Genomic DNA, 13,226 nt, shown 5'->3' on the forward strand with positions numbered 1-13,226 from the left:
AGGCGCCGTTAGCCGGCTTCCAGAACGAAGAACAAGAAGGCCAGGATCCTCGTGCCCGCGAACTCGCGAAATTCGGGGAACACATCGCGTGCTTCCGGCACGGGCGGCGGTTCGCTGATGACGCTGACGCGAAAGCCGGCCGCGGTGAAGGCGTCGGTCATCGCGTGCAGCGGCCGGTCCCAGAAGCGCATCTGCGCGGTCTGCCCACCCATGGTCCATTCTTCGGTCCGGTTACGGGTCTCGAAATAGTGGATCTTGTCGCCCGCCGAGTGACGCATGAGGGCGATGGCGAAAGGATGCTCGACCGAGACGAGGAGCCTGCCACCAGGCCTCAGCACGCGTCGCAGCTCGGCCAGTGTCGCTCCCCAGTCTTCCAGGTAGTGCAGCACCAGGGACGCGATGACGTCGTCGAACGCGTCGTCGGGGAAGGGCAGTGGGCTGGCCAGGTCGGCGACCCGCAGGTCCGCGTCGGCGCCCAGCCGCCGCCGGGCCAGCTCTAGCATCCCGGCGCTCGCGTCGACGCCGGTCACGATGGCGCCTCGATCGCGTAGCGCGTGGAACAGGGGGCCCGAGCCGCAGCCGGCGTCGAGGATGCGCCGGCCGGTCACGTCCCCGGCGAGCTCCAGCATCGCGGGCCGCTCGTAGTACGCGTTCAGGAGGCTGGTCTCGTTCTCGGCCGTGTACCCCTCGGCGATTCTGTCGTAGTCGTTGAATCGGGACGGATGTGCGGTCTCAACGTGATTTTCCGGCACGGTAGGCATGCGGGCCATTTTGGCCCACCAGTCTCGGGCGGCACAGCCGTACGGCGCGTTTGCCGTGGCCGAGCGCGTCGAAATCGCCGCCTTGTTGAGTAACGGTCTGCTCACGTCACGCTGAAGTCGGTGAGGGTGATTCTTTCAGGTCGGTCGGTGTGTTCCATCTGGTCGCATTGGGCGAGACTGGAGGATGTCCTTCCGGCACGCTGGTTCTCCTGGCGACCCGGCCGGTGGCACCGGCCAGGACTGGCCTGTCTGACCTCCACGGGTCGGGCCCACACCCTGGACCGTGACTGGTACGACACGTGGATCCGAGTCGAGGGCCGGGAGGGTGTCCGTCATAGGGGATCGTTGACCCGTCAGCCGGCCCTTTGGGTCTGCCTCTCCACTGCAGCGCGGAGCGCCGCACCGAACTGGTCTGGTGCTTCCAGCCATGGATGGTGCCCCGCGTTCGGGACGATGATGACCTCGCAGTTGAGGCGTGTTCCGAGACGCCGCAGGGCATCAGCAGGGCGACTGTCGCCGGCCCCGCCGATGATCACCGCGCCGGGCGGCAGGTGCTCGCGAAGCTCGTCCACGTGTGATTCGAGCGGGTCGGCTTTCTTCGCTGCGTTGAGCTGGGTGTTCATCGCGTAGTTGACGGGCCGCAGCGTATGGGCTGATGCCAGCGCCCAATCCCATGCCCGCGTTCGGTCGGCGTGGTCGGTGAACCACGACAGCGTGAGGTACTCGATCTCCTCGGCGTCTGTGCGCGATTCGATCGCATCGAGTTCGTCGAGCCTGGTCTGCTGCTCGTCAGTGCGTCGTGCTCGCTGTGCTGCTCGGTCGGCTTCCCGCCATGGATCCAGGAAGGGCCCGGCGATCTGAATCAGTCCGGCCACGCGCTCGGGATGGGCCAGCAAGAAGTAGCCGGCCATATTGGTTCCGAACGAATGCCCCAGCAGAACGACCCGGTCGTGTTTCCACGCATCGAGCAACAGCGCCAAGTCGTGAACGTGGCGGACGATCGTGTGCTCTCCCTGCCAGGACGAGCCGCCGGTGCCGCGCTGGTCGTAGCGGTGGACCAGGCACAGGTCGTCGATGATGCCGGCGACCGGGGCGAGATAGTCGGGGACCCCTGGACCGCCGTGCACCATGACCACGGGAAATCTCTGCGGAATCACCGAGCCCGCGGTCCACGTACGTAGCTGTGCACCGTCGTCCAACTCGATCATGGTCGCGGTCATGGACGTGAGTGTAATGCGGCCGGGGTCCGATGAGGCGATCTCTCAACGGACAATCGCCGGGCTGGACGCGGGAAGCTTCTTCCCCAGGTCAGGTCCTATATGGCGGCTGGTGTCACGTTGGTTGACGGCGCCCCGGGAACCACGGTGATCGCGGCGGTCGACGCGTTGGCAGGGTCGCTGCGCAGTAGTCCTACCATCCGCAACCACGGCATGGGGGCCGGCAACGGGTGCCACCTGAATGCGGCAGAAACGGGCCACGGGCTTGATCACGGGTCGGTGAGATCTGAGGGTTCGCGCTGATCGAGTCGATCGGCTCGGAGTCGACCAACGCCGAGCGCAGCCTCCTGGACGCGGTGGAGTACGCGATGCACTACTGTTCGCGGCGCCGGCGCGCGACATGGACGGTGATGTCGGCGGTGATCTCCACCGTCGCGGGCAGAACCTGCATGATCCGGCCGAACACCTGCTCTTGCTCCAAGGCCGGCAACATGAGGTAAGCCGAGACCGTCGAGAGATAGCCGACGTACTCGCGAGCACTCATCGTCAGGCGCCGCTCGACCACGGACTGCTGAACATCAGCGAACCACTCCGACCGCTGGAGCTCCGTACCCCGCCACTGCATGTCATGCTCCGGAGGCGTCCCATCCGGAGACGGAATCTCGTCGCTCGCCAAAAACGGTGACCGTGCCACGCGAACAGCTTCCTCCACAGCCGGGTCAGCCAGCTGGACCGGCCCGCCGAACGAAGCAAAAACGCCACCAGGCTCCAGGAGCGCCGCCATGCGCGACCACCGCCCCTCCGGTTTTGTCCAATGCAGCGCCGCTGCCGCATAAACCAGTCCGTACCTCTCGCCCGGCCGCAAGTCCTCGAACAGGGCTTGCACGGTCCTGACGTTTGCCGGTACGTGCTTACGCAACTCGGCGAGCATGGCCCCATCAGGCTCGGTCGCGGTGACCGTGACTCCTTGTTGAGCAAACAGGCGGGTGGCTTTACCTGTCCCGGCGCCGATTTCGAGGGCAGTCCGAACCGGCTGAGCCGCGTATGCCATCACTCTGTGGAAAACCTCCACGGGATATCCCGGCCGGAACTGTTCGTATGCTTCTGCCATCACTCCGAAACTCAGTGCGCGACTCGACATGCGGAGCATCTTGACACGAGCTGCGCCGTCAATGCTGGATCTTTTCGCTTGGCCTGGCCACCCGATCGTGGGCAGCAGAAGCCTGAAGCCATAACGATGAAGCGCAAGCCGCTGACGTGGCCGGACCCTGGCGGAGGGGCATGCCCGAACGGCTCATGACGTAGATCACGAGAGGGACCCCGCCACACAGATCTGCTGTACTGAGCAAGCCGGCATGCCGATGCTCGCGTCTGACGACGCGACGTCTACTGCGCCGGCTGCGACGCGCAAGGGCCCACGGGCACGAACGCTCCCGGCGCCCCGCCCCGGCCGCCGACGAAGCGTGGTGTGGCAGGTAACGTGCGTACGCGGTCCGGATGCTTGTGGTGGCGGCCTCGCCGACACCGGAGCGGATGCGCACGCATGCCGCACATGACCGTGTGGTCCCCGGCCGTACGTCAGCGTCGACGACTGGCGATGCCGTCAGCCATGGCGCGCTCGGCGGTGACATCGGTGATGAAGGCCCCCATTGCCGCGGCGCACTCGGGCGCGTGGGTCTCGAGCAGGAGGTGGCCGGCGTCGTAGACGTGCATCTCGAGCCGGTCGAGCGTTCGCGCGTAGCCCATGATCTCGGACAGGTCGAAGAACGGGTCGTGGCGGCCCCAGAGCAGCAGACACGGTGGCTGGCGGGTCCGGTGGTAGTCGGCCAGCTCGCCGAAGCGGGCGACGTGACTGGCGTAGTCGCAGAACAGCTGGAACTGGGCTTCAATGTTGCCCGGCCGCGACATCCGCTCCCAGTCCAGGTGCCACGTCTCCGGCGGGTGAAGGTCGCGCACCCGCTCCGGCAGCCCGCCCAGGTACTGCTCGCGGGTGCCCTCGAAGTTCAGCCACTCGGGCAGCCGGGCACGGTTGGCCTCCGAAGGATCAGCCCAGAAGGCCCGTGTGCTGTCCCACTGGCTACCCAGGCCGTCCTCGTGGGCGTTGCCGTTCTGCACGATGAGCCCGAGGATGCGCTCGGGACGCCGGGTGGCGAGGTGGTAGCCGACCGGGGCGCCGAAGTCGTGCAGGTAGACGAAGAACTCGTCGACGCCGATCTGCTCCAGGAACGCCTCGACGGTGTCGGCCAGGTTGGCGAACGTGTACTCGTACTCATCGACGCCGGGCGCCGCGGAGAACCCGAAGCCCGGCAGGTCCGGGGCGATGACCCGGCTCACCTCGGCCAGCGGCGAGAGCACGTGCCGGAAGGTGTGCGAGGAGCTCGGGAAGCCGTGCAGCAGCAGTACGCAGGGCTTGTCCGCCGCGCCGGCCTCTCGGTAGAAGACCTCGAGCCCGTCCACGTGGAGGCTGTGGTGGCGTGGCTTGTCGGTCGCCTGCATCTTACGGTCTCCTTGGTTGGCCTATCCCGCCGATTCCCACGAACCCAAGGCTCAGAACTACCCAACAGACACTGAACATCCCCGGGTTGAGTCTCAGAGCCCCTCAGTCCGCATGAACTCCAGGAGATCACCGAGTCCAGCCGGGATACGGTGACGGTTCCCGAGCTCGCAGCACCTTGAAAGCGACCTGGTCAGTCCCCTTGGTCACGGTCTTGCGAGTGAGATGCAAGAAGCTACGCGCCTACGACGGCTCAGGCCAGGGCCGAGATCTCGATCCGGGTGGGGTCGGTGGGGGAAACCAGGCAGGAAAGCACGACGTTGCCCCGTTCCAGGCGTTCCCCCATGGACGGGGTGAGCCGGGCAGTGCGCTCGATCTCGTACGGGCTGCCGGCCTGAGGGGTCACGCGGAGCCGCAACAGCCAGATGTAGCGTCCGTTGAGCTTGTTGGACGTCTCCTCGGCCCCCAGGACCGCCGCGTTGCACGGCACCGCCGCCGCGCGCTCCTCCGGCGTGAAGGTCTGCAGCGCAGCGGATTCCAGGCTCGCGAACGAGATGGAGCCCATGGCGAGCACCCCCGCGCCCAGGAGGAGGAACGCCGCGCTGACGTACGCCCCGACCCGGGTGTGCGGCTTCCGCCGCAGCACGAGGAACAGCACCACGCCCACGATCAATGCAATGACGGCGAGTGTCCCGAAGACGATCGATGCCATCGTTCTTCCTCACGCTGAAGGGCGGAGCCTGGTGGGCCGGCCTTGTCCGTTCCGACGCCGATAGTTGATCAGGTGTCGCTTGCAGGGCGGCTGCAGCCTGCATGATCGCGCTGATCTCTCGCATGCGGCACAGCCTCGTCGGAGACGCTCAGCGCCGACTCACCTGTGAAGCGTCCGTCCACGCTCGCCGAGGCGGCCTGCCGGCGGCAGACCGAGAAGGCGCTCACCGCGCCCACTCGCGGCCCCCCGACCGCGGACCGCTTCCCCAGGGCCAGATCCATGCCGGACCCGAAGGCCGGTTGGACCCCCGGACCGATCCCGCCCGGTCGGGACCCGGGTTGCTCCCGACCGGGCGGATGATCAGGCGGCGGCCGGCTCCGGCAGGACTGGGCGGGTGTCGGCCAGTGCCGGGTAGTCGGTGTATCCGGTCTCCCCTCCGACGTACATGAGGTTGTCGCGCAGCGGGTTGAGCGGCGCCCCGGCGCGCAGCCGTTCGACCAGGTCGGGGTTCGCCAGGAAGGCCCGGCCGAGCGAGACGAGGTCGGCTCCGGCGGCCAGCAGCCGCTCGGCTTCCCGCCGGCCGCCGTCGGCCGGGAGCGGGCCGGGCCACGGCAGCATCGGGTTGGCGATGAGCGCGCCCGGCCAGGCCTGGCGGAGCTGGTGGAAGAGCGGCCGGCCGGGGTCGGCGAAGACGACGTGCAGGTAGGCCAGTCCGGCGTCGGCCAGCGCGCCGATCAGCGCGGGGTAGACGGCCTCGATGTCGGCGTCGTCCTCGTGCATGCCGTTGGCGGTGACGCCGGGGGAGACGCGCAGGCCGACCCGCTCGGGGCCGATCGCCTCGGCGACGGCCCGCACCACCTCGACCGCGAACCGGATGCGGCCGGCCACCGAGCCGCCGTAGCCGTCGGTGCGGTGGTTGGTCGCCGCGGACAGGAACTGGTGGATCAGGTAGCCGTTGGCGCCGTGCACCTCCACCCCCTCGAACCCCGCCTCGACGGCCTTGCGGGCGGCGGCGGCGAAGTCGGCGACGGTGGCGCGGATCTCGTCCGCGGTCATCTCCCGCGGCACCACGGTGGCCTGGTGCCCGCCGGGCGTGAAGATCGTGCCGGGCATCGGGACCGGCGACGGCGCGACCGGCGTCAGCCCGGTGGTGTCGGGGTGGCCGATCCGGCCGCCGTGCTGCAGCTGCAGGAACATCCGGCCACCGGCGGCCCGTACGGTGCCGGTGACGTTCCGCCATCCGGCCACGTGCGCGTCGTCGTAGATCGCCGGAATGTTGGGATAGGTCCTGCCCACCGCGTTCGGCGTGGCGGCCTCGGCGATGATCAACCCGGCGGAGGCGCGTTGCGCGTAGTAGGTGGCCATCAGCGGCCCCGGCACGCCGTCGGCTCCGGCTCTGGTGCGTGTCATCGGCGCCATCACCAGCCGGTTGGGCAGGCTCAGCGCGCCGAGGCGGGCGGGTTCCAACAGGCGGTGGGTCTGCTCTGCGTCAACCATGATCGTGCCTTCCATCCGGTACTGATGTCCTTGACAGGGATCACTGTGCTCGCCCGCGCTTCGGAGCCGCTGACGGTCCGCTGACGCCCCGCCCATCAGCGATGTGTACGGTGCAAGCCATGCGGTTCGGTGTTCTGGGTCCCCTGACGGTGTGGGACGGCGCGGGCAACCCGGTGAGGGTGCCCGAGGCGAAGGTCAGGGCGCTGCTCGCCGATCTGCTCGTCCACGAGGGGCGGCCGGTCTCGGCCGACCGGCTCATCGACGACCTGTGGGGCGACGACCTGCCGGGCAACCCCGCCAACGCCCTCCAGGCCAAGGTCTCCCAGCTGCGCCGCGCCATCGGCCGCGACCGCGTCGAGCACCAGGCGGCCGGCTACCGGCTGCGTCTCGACCCCGGCACCGACGAGGTCGACGCCGACCGGTTCGGCTCCCTGGTGGCCGCGGCCCGCTCGGCCGGCGACGCCCGCGCGCGGGCCGCGCTGCTCACCGAGGCGCTCCGGCTGTGGCGCGGGCCGGCCTACGCCGACGTCGCCGACGAGGAGTTCGCGCGTACGGCGGCGCAACGCCTGGCCGAGCAGCGGCTGGCCGTCCTGGAGGAGCAGGCCGAGGCCCGCCTGGAGTCCGGCGAGCACATCCTGCTGACCGGCGAGCTCGCCGACCTGGTGGCCCGCCATCCGTTGCGGGAACGGCTGCGCGCCGTCCAGCTGCGCGCTCTGTACCTGGCCGGTCGCCAGAGCGAGGCACTGGCCTCGTACGCCGACCTGCGCGACCGCCTGGCCGACGAGCTCGGCCTCGACCCGGGCCCCGAGCTGGCCGCGCTCCACCGTGCGATCCTGCGTCAGGATGCCTCGCTGATCCCGGAGCAGGCCCGGGATTCCTGGCTGTCCCCGGCCCGGGCCCGGTCCGCCTTGCTGTCCCCGGCTGGGGGCGGGGACGATGTGCGCGCGTCGGCACCGAGTGTCGAGGCTTCGCCCGCTCCGGCACCGGACCGGCAGCCCACGGACGCCGTGAGTCCTGCCGTGGCGGGGGAGGCCCGCCCGGGCTCGAACCTGCCCACCCCGCTCACCGCCCTGATCGGTCGCGAGCGATCCCTGGACGAGGTCGGCGAGCTGCTCGGCGGCGCCCGCCTGGTCACCCTCACCGGGCCAGGAGGAGTCGGCAAGACCCGGCTCGCGGTGGCGGCCGGGACCAGGCTCGGATCGGCCACGCCCGATGGGGTGTGGCTGGTCGAGCTCGCCGCGCAGCACGGCGGCGTGGCCGACGTCGCTCAGCTGGTCGCCGACGTGCTCGGCGTGAGGGACGACACACCGCCGGGCTCCGGGCCGGGCGCGGACGCCGCGCCCGCCGACCAGCCCGCCGCGCCCGCCCCTGACCAGGCCGCCCCTGACCAGGCCGCCGCCGTCCAACCAGCCGTCATCCAGCCGGCCGCCGTCCAGGCCGCCGACCGCGTCGTCTACCGGCTGGCCGCCGCCCTGCGTGACCGGCGGATCCTGCTCGTCCTGGACAACTGCGAGCACATCGTCGAGCCGGTGGCCGCCCTCGCGCACGCGCTGCTCGGCGCCGCGCCCGGCCTGCGCGTCCTTGCCACCAGCCGGGAACCGCTCGGCCTGCCCGGCGAGGCCGTGTTCGTCGTCGAACCGCTCCCGCCCGCCGACGCCGTACGGCTGTTCGCGGAACGGGCCACCGCCGCCGACCCCGGCTTCTCGCTGGGTGAGGACACCCGCGAGCCCGTGTCGGAGATCTGCCGCCGGCTCGACGGCATCCCGCTCGCCCTCGAACTGGCCGCCACCCGGGTCCGCGGCCTCGGCGTGCGGGAGCTGGCGGCACGCCTGGAGCACCGCTTCCGGTTGCTCGCCTCCGGGCAGCACGGCCTGCCGGCGCGGCAGCAGACCCTGCGGGCGGTGATCGACTGGAGCTGGGAGCTGCTGAGCGCGCCGGAACGCACGGTGCTCAGCCGCCTGGCCGTGCACAGCGACGGCTGCGACCTGGACGCCGCCGAGGCGGTCTGCGCAGGGGCCGGCGTGGCCCCCGAAGACGTTGTCGAGCTGGTGCTCCGGCTCGTCGACCGGTCACTCGTCGTGAGGGCCGACGGTCCCGCGGGCCCTCGCTACCGGCTCCTGGAGTCGGTGGCCGCCTACGCGCGCGACCGCCTGGCCGAGACGGACGAGACCGCCGAGGTGCGCGACCGGCACCTGCGGCACTACCTCGACCTGGCCGAACGGGCCGAGCCGCGGCTGCGCGACGCCGGGCAGCGGGCATGGCTCGGCCGCCTCGACGCCGAGGCCGCCAACCTGCGCGCGGCGCTGGAAGAGGCGGTACGGCAGGCCGCGGCGGGCGAGGGAAGCAGCCGGGCCGTCCGTCTCGCCACCGCGCTGTCGTGGTGGTGGCTGCTGCGCGGACGGCTGGGCGAGGGGCACCGCACCCTGGCGCCCGTTCTCGCCGTCGCGCCCGACGCCGCCGAGCTCCACCTGGCGCAGCACGCTTTCACACTGCTGACCGGCGGGCGGCCCGCGGCACCGGCACCTGACGAGGCGGCGATCGAGGACCCGGTACGGCGCGGCCGCGCGGTCTGGCTGTACGCCTACGCCCTGTTCCACGCCGGTGACCCCGCGGCCGGCGAGAAGGTCAACGCACGGGCGCTCGACCTGTTCGCCGTCACCGGTGACCGGTGGGGCGGCGCCGCCGTGCTCGGGCTGCGCGCCATGCACGCGCTGGTGGGCGGCGACCTCGACGGCGTCGAGGCCGACGGCCTGCGCAGCGCCGCGACCTTCCGCGAGCTCGGCGACCGCTGGGGCGAGCTGCAGGCGGTCACTCCGCTGTCCACGCTGGCCGAGATCAGGGGTGACTACGCCGAGGCCGCGCGCCTGCAGTACGACGGGCTGCGCATCGCGCAGGAGCTGGACCTGGCGGGCGAGGTCTCCGCCCGGCACTCCGGGCTGGGCCGGCTGGCGTTGCTCTCCCACGAGTGGGACCGGGCCCACGACCTGCACGAGCGGGCCCGGCAACTGGCCGTCGAGCAGGGACACCTCTACGGCGAGGTCCACGCTCTCATGGGGCTCGCGCTCGGGGCGCGCCGCTCGGGCGACCTGGACGCGGCGCGGTCCTACCTCGTCCGCCTGCGCGACGAGTACCCGTCCTCGCAGATCGGGGAGCATCTGGTGCTCGCCGAGCTCGGCTTCACCGCCGAACTCCGTGGCGACGCGGCCGAGGCGACCGCCTGCCACCTGCGTGGCCTGGAGATCGCCGCCTCCCTCGGCGAGCCGCGGGCCCTCGCCCTGTCCTTCGAGGGGCTGGCGGGAGCCGCGGCGCTGCCGACGGGCATCCCCGCTGACGATGCCGCGGACGGTGTCGCGGCCGGGCGCGCGGCGCTGCTGCTCGGCGCGGCGGACGCGGCGCGCCGGAGCGTCGGCGCCCCGTTGCCCGAGGCCGAGCGCGGTGATGTCGACCGGATCACCGCGGCGGCGACCGCCATCCTGGGCGAGGCGGCGTTCGCCGCGGCGTTCCAGCGGGGCGCGACGCTGGCGCCGGGAGAGGCCGTCCGCGTGGCCGGGGCGGTGCCGTCCCCGGCCACGCCCTCCGGCGCGCACCCAGGATGATCGAGGGAGAGGGCCATGAGTTCTTCCCTTGTAAGGCTGTGCGCGGCCGCGCGGTCGTAGGTTCACGCGCGGCTTTCGAAGCGCACGCCGGGGTAGTGCTGTCCGGGCGGCGCGTCCAGGAGTGGGGCGGGAGCGCCTTTCAGGTGGCGGTCGAAGAATGCCAGCGAGTAGGCTGCCGGCCGTGCGGGCCGCCGTCTACGGCTCGCTCGACAACGCGGCCGAGCGCCTGGCCGAGGTGCTGCGAGCCAGGGGGAGAGCCCGGCCAGGGCCCGTGTCACCGCCAGGGCCTACTGGTTCGGCGTCTACTTCGGCTCGCTGGAGCAGTGGCACCTCGATGGGCGCGCGCCCTCTGCTCTACTACGTGAAGGAGTCCCTGACGGTCCTCGCCGGTCAGGGCGGGCGCGGGGAGCCCGCCGGGTAAGGACCGGCGACGTCACGAGGCGGCGACACGGCAGGCCAGATGGAGGGCCAGGCGGGTGTCGGCATCGGCGAGGTCGACGCCGAGCAGCCGCTCGATCTTGTCGATCCTGCGGGTGACGGTGTTGCGGTGAACGCCGAGCACGGCCGCCGTGTCGATGAGGGACGACTCGGTGTCCAGGTACACGGTCAGCGTTCTGGTGAGGTCGCCGGGTTCGGCGGCCAGCGCGGCGAGCAGGGATCTGGCCGCGGGGACGAAGGTGTCGGTCCTGGTCCAGGCCAGCAGCAGCTGGGCCAGTCCGAGCCGGTCGACGTGGACGAACTTGCCTGTCTCGGCGCGGGCGGCGGCCAGCCGGGCGGCGTCACGCGCCTCCGACAGGCTGCGCGCGATGCCGCCGGGGCCGTGGTGCGGGCGGGCCATGCCGACGAGCGGGTCCAGGTCGGCCATGCGGCGCTGGGCCTGGCGTACCAGGAGGGCCAGCCGGTTCACCGCGTCGGCGTCCGGCTCGACGTCGGTGCTCACCCATGCGACCCAGCCGCCGTCCTCGGCGACGACGACGGCTTCGACGGACTCCGCCGACAGGGTGGCGACGATGTCGCCGGTCAGGGTCACCACGTCGACGGGACGGCTCACGTCGATACGGATGCCGGTGTGCCAGCCGTCCAGCCGCCAGCCAGCTTCCGCCGCCCGCCGCCGCAGGGAGGGCCCGGGGTCGTCGCCGGCCTGCAGCAGCTCGCCGAGCAGGGCGGAGCTGCGTCTGGCGTCGCGTTCCAGCTCCAGCCTGCGCAGGGCCAGCGACCGCTGGGCGGCGGCCGCGGCCACGGCGAGCACCTCCTCGGCGCCGGCCGTCCCTGCCACGACGAGCCACAACTCCGCGCTGCGCGCGTCGGGCGCGAGCACCGGTACGGCGACGCCGCCGTCCGCCAGCCGCTGCCGTACCGGCAGCGACACGCGGACCTGCTCGCCGATGGGCGGGCCGAGCAGCAGGGCGCCGTCCCTGGCCAGCACTGTGATCTCCGCCCGCACCACGGTGCCGGCCAGCCGGCGCATCTCCTCCAGGGTGGGAGTGCCGATGTCGAGCGCCTGGTGCGCGGCGAGCACCCGCCTGGCCACATCCACGTCGGAGGAGGCGATCTGTACGGCCAGCCGTACGGCGGTCTCCAGCGGGTCGCCCGGGCAGCCGAGCACCGGCGTGGCCAGCCGCTCGGCGAGCAGGACGGTGCTGCTCGGCAGCGGATCGGTCCCCGGCACCATCAGTGCCGCGGCGCCCGCCTCGACGGCCTTGCTGAGCTCGGCGTCCAGCCGCCAGCTGGTCCGGTCGGGATCGAGCAGGACGACCAGGTCGCCGGTGCCGGCCGCGGCCACCGTCATGCGGATGCCGGTCACCTGCCGTCCTGGCGTGGCCGGCCCGCCGAGAACGGTCAGCTCGGCTCGGTCCAGGAGGCCGGCGATGTTCATGGCCGGGTTCATGGCGGGTTCATAGCGGGGTTCACAGCCGGGTTCATGGCCGCCGGCCTCGCAGGAGGCGCGGCGGCACGTCGATGCCGAAGGCGGCCGGCCCGACCTGCGGTAGCCGGTCGGGGCGCCGCCAGAAGGCAGGGCCGGGCAGCTGGAGCACCTCGACGCGTGGGCCCTGCCGTATCTCGTCGCAGGCCAGGGGACGGCCCGTCCTCGCTTCGAGCAGGCAGATCACATCCGGCGTCGTGGCGACGGGCACGCCGTCGGCGAAGACGACCTGGTATTCGTTCTCCATCTCCACGCGCAACACCGCGCCGTCGTCGTCGAGGATCGTCACCCTGCCGCCGCCGGCTGCCGACCTGACCACCTCGACGACGCGCCCGGCTCCGTGCAGGTGCCCGCCCAGGGCCGGGGCTCGGGGCGCCCGCTCCGGCAGGGCCAGCATGGCACGGCCGAGGGCCAGAGCCCGGGAGAGGCTGCCGACGATGGCCTGATCGGGCAGGTCGGCCACGCGGATCGGCCGGTGGGCGAACGCGGCCCATCCGCCGCCGGCCTGCAGGGCGCCATGCATGAGCCGCTCGCCCGCTTCGGGATCGAATCGGTCCATGACCGTGGTACGGCCGGAGGCGTCCACCAGCGCATAAGGGCCGGCCTGCACGCCCTTGCGAGAGGTGGACGACTGCCCCAGTCTGGGGAAGGCGCGCCCCATGAGGTCGGCGTCGACCACGGGCCGCTCGCAGCAGAAGACCATCAGCCCGTTGATGCCTGCCGATTCGATGGACATGATCGCGTCGACCTTGCTGCCGCTCCAGCGGGCGACGGCCGCGACGGCGGCCGCCATCTCGGCGCCCGACGGCGGTTTCTCCTCCAGCATCTCGGTGGCTCCGGCCAGCCCTACCGGGACGATCACCGAGTCGCCCGGCAGGTCGGCCGGGGGCAGCAGCGGTACGGGGGCCGCGCGTAGTTTGGTCCGCAGCAGCCGGGCGGCGGTGGCCGTGCGACCGCCGCCGCCGGAGCCGAGCAGGAGGCAGCCGCGTTCGAGCGCGGCGACGTCCCGTTCTTCCAGCACGTCT

Annotated in this window: 10 protein-coding genes; 2 read left to right on the plus strand and 8 right to left on the minus strand. The window is 71.8% G+C overall.

Going from position 1 to position 13,226, the window contains the following annotated elements; all coding sequences use genetic code 11:
• Positions 1–8: 8 nt before the first annotated feature.
• From ACWEVS_RS12810 to ACWEVS_RS12835, 6 genes are all read right to left on the minus strand, one after another.
• Positions 9–770: a class I SAM-dependent methyltransferase gene (locus ACWEVS_RS12810; protein ID WP_452551666.1), complete on the minus strand. Its 762-nt coding sequence runs from the start codon at positions 768–770 to the stop codon at positions 9–11.
• Between the two features lie 344 nt (positions 771–1,114).
• Entirely contained in the window at positions 1,115–1,981 is an 867-nt protein-coding gene (locus ACWEVS_RS12815; RefSeq protein WP_452551473.1) for an alpha/beta fold hydrolase, read from the minus strand.
• 370 nt (positions 1,982–2,351) lie between these two features.
• Positions 2,352–3,119 carry a class I SAM-dependent methyltransferase gene (locus ACWEVS_RS12820; RefSeq protein WP_452551475.1) on the minus strand — a complete coding sequence of 256 codons (768 nt, stop codon included), beginning with the start codon at positions 3,117–3,119 and terminating at the stop codon, positions 2,352–2,354.
• A 437-nt stretch (positions 3,120–3,556) separates the two neighbouring features.
• A complete protein-coding gene (locus tag ACWEVS_RS12825; protein WP_452551477.1) occupies positions 3,557–4,474 on the minus strand; it encodes an alpha/beta fold hydrolase in 918 nt (305 codons plus the stop codon).
• Positions 4,475–4,725: 251 nt separating this feature from the next.
• Positions 4,726–5,184, minus strand: a complete 459-nt coding sequence (locus ACWEVS_RS12830; protein ID WP_449922978.1) for a hypothetical protein — start codon at positions 5,182–5,184, stop codon at positions 4,726–4,728.
• A 360-nt stretch (positions 5,185–5,544) separates the two neighbouring features.
• Positions 5,545–6,681, minus strand: coding sequence for an alkene reductase (locus ACWEVS_RS12835; protein ID WP_452551479.1), 1,137 nt, complete (start codon positions 6,679–6,681; stop codon positions 5,545–5,547).
• A gap of 119 nt (positions 6,682–6,800) precedes the next feature.
• Between ACWEVS_RS12835 and ACWEVS_RS12840 the strand changes: the two genes are divergently transcribed.
• A complete protein-coding gene (locus tag ACWEVS_RS12840) occupies positions 6,801–10,277 on the plus strand; it encodes an AfsR/SARP family transcriptional regulator (RefSeq protein ID WP_452551481.1) in 3,477 nt (1,158 codons plus the stop codon).
• A 157-nt stretch (positions 10,278–10,434) separates the two neighbouring features.
• A complete protein-coding gene (locus ACWEVS_RS12845; RefSeq protein ID WP_449922969.1) occupies positions 10,435–10,698 on the plus strand; it encodes a hypothetical protein in 264 nt (87 codons plus the stop codon).
• Positions 10,699–10,710: 12 nt separating this feature from the next.
• Here ACWEVS_RS12845 and ACWEVS_RS12850 read toward each other — a convergent pair whose 3' ends face one another.
• A complete protein-coding gene (locus ACWEVS_RS12850) occupies positions 10,711–12,165 on the minus strand; it encodes a PucR family transcriptional regulator (RefSeq protein ID WP_449922966.1) in 1,455 nt (484 codons plus the stop codon).
• Between the two features lie 31 nt (positions 12,166–12,196).
• Positions 12,197–13,222, minus strand: a complete 1,026-nt coding sequence (locus tag ACWEVS_RS12855; protein ID WP_452551483.1) for a DUF917 domain-containing protein — start codon at positions 13,220–13,222, stop codon at positions 12,197–12,199.
• Positions 13,223–13,226: the final 4 nt, after the last annotated feature.

The organism is Nonomuraea sp. NPDC003754 (genome assembly GCF_053605785.1).

What these genes read in the sequence shown, in the direction of transcription:
- ACWEVS_RS12830 (WP_449922978.1), bottom strand. Translation starts at nt 5,184, where the DNA reads ATGGCATCGATCGTCTTCGGGACACTCGCCGTCATTGCATTGATCGTG.
- ACWEVS_RS12850 (WP_449922966.1), bottom strand. Translation starts at nt 12,165, where the DNA reads ATGAACCCGGCCATGAACATCGCCGGCCTCCTGGACCGAGCCGAGCTG.
- ACWEVS_RS12845 (WP_449922969.1), top strand. Translation starts at nt 10,435, where the DNA reads ATGCCAGCGAGTAGGCTGCCGGCCGTGCGGGCCGCCGTCTACGGCTCG.
- ACWEVS_RS12840 (WP_452551481.1), top strand. Translation starts at nt 6,801, where the DNA reads ATGCGGTTCGGTGTTCTGGGTCCCCTGACGGTGTGGGACGGCGCGGGC.
- ACWEVS_RS12825 (WP_452551477.1), bottom strand. Translation starts at nt 4,474, where the DNA reads ATGCAGGCGACCGACAAGCCACGCCACCACAGCCTCCACGTGGACGGG.
- ACWEVS_RS12810 (WP_452551666.1), bottom strand. Translation starts at nt 770, where the DNA reads ATGGCCCGCATGCCTACCGTGCCGGAAAATCACGTTGAGACCGCACAT.
- ACWEVS_RS12815 (WP_452551473.1), bottom strand. Translation starts at nt 1,981, where the DNA reads ATGACCGCGACCATGATCGAGTTGGACGACGGTGCACAGCTACGTACG.
- ACWEVS_RS12820 (WP_452551475.1), bottom strand. Translation starts at nt 3,119, where the DNA reads ATGTCGAGTCGCGCACTGAGTTTCGGAGTGATGGCAGAAGCATACGAA.
- ACWEVS_RS12835 (WP_452551479.1), bottom strand. Translation starts at nt 6,681, where the DNA reads ATGGTTGACGCAGAGCAGACCCACCGCCTGTTGGAACCCGCCCGCCTC.